Genomic DNA, 1913 nt, shown 5'->3' on the forward strand with positions numbered 1-1913 from the left:
GGGCTGCCCGGCAGACGGCGCAGGGGCCGAAGCCCCTTCGCCGTTCTTTCTGCCCAGAATGCTTTCCATAGTTTCGCGCAGCTGCACGCGCCTTGCCCGAACCTTGGCCTTGCGCGCCCCCACGATGCCGAATATGCCGGACTTGGCGTCCTGCACTATTTCAATCTCGAGCTTTTCACGCGCTGTATTGAAGTAGCCGCAGGCTTCCTCTATGGCGCTGTCGAGATCTTTTCCCTGGAATTCCTTAAACCCTTCCATACGAACCCCCTGCTGTGTCTCGCGAACCCGCCGGGGCGGCCTACTTCGCTACGGATGTAGAGAACTTCTTCGCCATCATCCTTTGCTGCGCAATGGACAGGATGTTGTTGACCAGCCAGTACACCACGAGGCCCGAGGGGAAGCTCAGGAACATGGCGGTGAAGATCAGCGGCAGGAACATCATGATCTTCTGCTGGGTGGGGTCAGTGGCCGGGGGGCTCATTTTCTGCTGAATGAACATGGTCAGGCCCATGACGATGGGCGTGATGTAGAACGGGTCTTTGGCCGAAAGGTCAGCCAGCCAGATGATGTCCGTGCCGGGCAGATAGGTGATAAAGGGTGCGTGACGCAACTCGATGGATGTGAGCAGAGCCTGATAGAGGCCAAAAAACACAGGCATCTGGATGAGAATGGGCACACAGCCGCTGGCCGGGTTGACCCCGTAGGTCTTGTAGAGCGCCATGACTTCCTTGTTCATGAGCTCCTTGTTGTCCTTGTGCTTCTCGCGGATAGCCACCATATGCGGCTGAAGCTTTTTCATCTTTTCCATGGAGGCGTAGCTCTTGGCCGTAAGGGGCCAGAACAGGGCCTTGATGAGAACCGTCAGCAAAATAATGGCTACGCCCCAGTTGTTCACGTACTTCTGGAAAAATTCAAGCAGCCACAGCAGGCCCTTGGCGATCACATGGAACATGCCGAGGTCAATACTCTTGGCAAGCTGGTCAGAAACTGCGGCAAGCTTGGCACGTTCCTTGGGGCCGACCCAGTAGGAAACCGTAAGTTCGCGCTCCTGACCGGGGCCGAGCATCACTTCAGGTTCTTCAACGGCAGCGCGGAACACGTTCTGCTGCATGCGGCCCTTGACGGTCACGTTGCTCGTGTCGCCGGGCAGCACCGCAGCAAGAAAATAGGTGCTCATGGTGCCAGCCCAATAAATCTTGCCAGAAACCAGCGCACCAGTGGTTTCGAGCGTTTTGGGCGAAGATTCTTCGCCAAGGCTTCCATCGTTGTCCCAGGCAAGGCGCATGGCGTCGTAACGGCCGCCTGCGGCGTTGCTGGCGTCGGCGGCAACAGTGTAGCTGACGCGAACGCTCCGGGCCTGATCCGTGGTGTTCACCACGCGGATTTTTTCGCGGATAAGATAGGTATCGGAGCTAAAGGTCATTTCGCGGATAACGCGCAGGCTGTCCACTTCGCCGTCAAAGCGCAGCACGCCCTGCTGTCCGGCGCCGATGTTCAGACCATTTTCGTTGCCTTCCACAGACCACTGACCAGTGCTCCACGAGGGCTGGCTGTTTACCACAAGGCCCAGGGGGGCAACTGCGGCGGTCGTGGGGTCAATAAGATTGACCAGCGGGGAATCTACCGCAAGACCGGTCTGATACTGCTTGAGCTTGAAGGAACGCAGCGAGCCGCCGCCAGTGTAAAAAACGGCTTCATAAAGGGGGGAGTTGACCGTGAGGTCGCGGCCCGCGGCGGGCGTAAAAACGGGCATGGCCTGCTGCGCGGTTGCAGCGGCCTGCTGGGCCTGTTGCTGCTGGGCAGCCTGCTGCTGCGCCTGCTGTTGCTGGGCAACAATGGCCGGATCAGGCTTGCGGACCCAGCCCATGTACTCGGACACGTAACTCCAGCCCACAATAACGACGAGGCACAAA

2 protein-coding genes are annotated in these 1913 nt (G+C 58.6%); both read right to left on the reverse strand.

The window, feature by feature from the left end; translation table 11 throughout:
- Positions 1-258 (reverse strand): Jag N-terminal domain-containing protein (locus VEZ52_RS10965; RefSeq protein WP_324836842.1); only part of this gene is annotated, 258 nt, incomplete at its 3' end.
- A 40-nt stretch (positions 259-298) separates the two neighbouring features.
- The gene (gene yidC / locus VEZ52_RS10970) at positions 299-1912 is read right to left on the reverse strand and encodes a membrane protein insertase YidC (protein ID WP_324836843.1); all 1614 of its coding nucleotides are present in this window, start codon (positions 1910-1912) and stop codon (positions 299-301) included.
- Position 1913 lies beyond the last annotated feature (1 nt).

The organism is Desulfovibrio sp. (assembly GCF_035644575.1).
In the GTDB taxonomy this organism is placed as follows: Bacteria; Desulfobacterota; Desulfovibrionia; order Desulfovibrionales; family Desulfovibrionaceae; genus Desulfovibrio.